The sequence below is a fragment of the Staphylococcus sp. 231237_7MaSpsaltlick genome (genome assembly GCF_043107035.1).
In genome coordinates this window covers 1-379 of the sequence record NZ_JBICNX010000462.1, presented here as the reverse complement: position 1 = coordinate 379, position 379 = coordinate 1, and the positions used below count along the sequence as shown (strand labels likewise).

Genomic DNA, 379 nt, shown 5'->3' with positions numbered 1-379 from the left:
TACTAATACCTGATATAGAACCAATTGCAATCGAATGGTCTCCTCCTAGCACAAGCGGGAAATGATTATGTTCTATACTAGTTGATACTGCATCACTTAATATGTTTGATGTTTCTATGATTTCCTCTATATTACGTAACCCTTCTTGCTCTGAATTAAATTTTTCCAAATCTAATTTAGGAACAGCTATATTACCAGAATCTTTAACAGGTATTCCTATAGCTTTAATACGCTTTTCAATGCCAGCGTATCGAATCGCATCTGGACCAAGATTTACTCCTAGTTTCCTTTGCCCAAATGTTGCAGGCGCCCCAATAATTTCTACTGTTTTATTCATTTCTAAAACCCCTTTGTTATCGTTTGTTTCTAGAATAATCTA

General features: G+C 34.8%; 1 protein-coding gene. It reads right to left on the bottom strand.

The annotated features are described in order from the left end of the window. The coding region (locus ACF91D_RS32350) for an arginase family protein (RefSeq protein ID WP_392438808.1) at positions 1-337 on the bottom strand (337 nt) is incomplete at its 3' end. Positions 338-379: the final 42 nt, after the last annotated feature.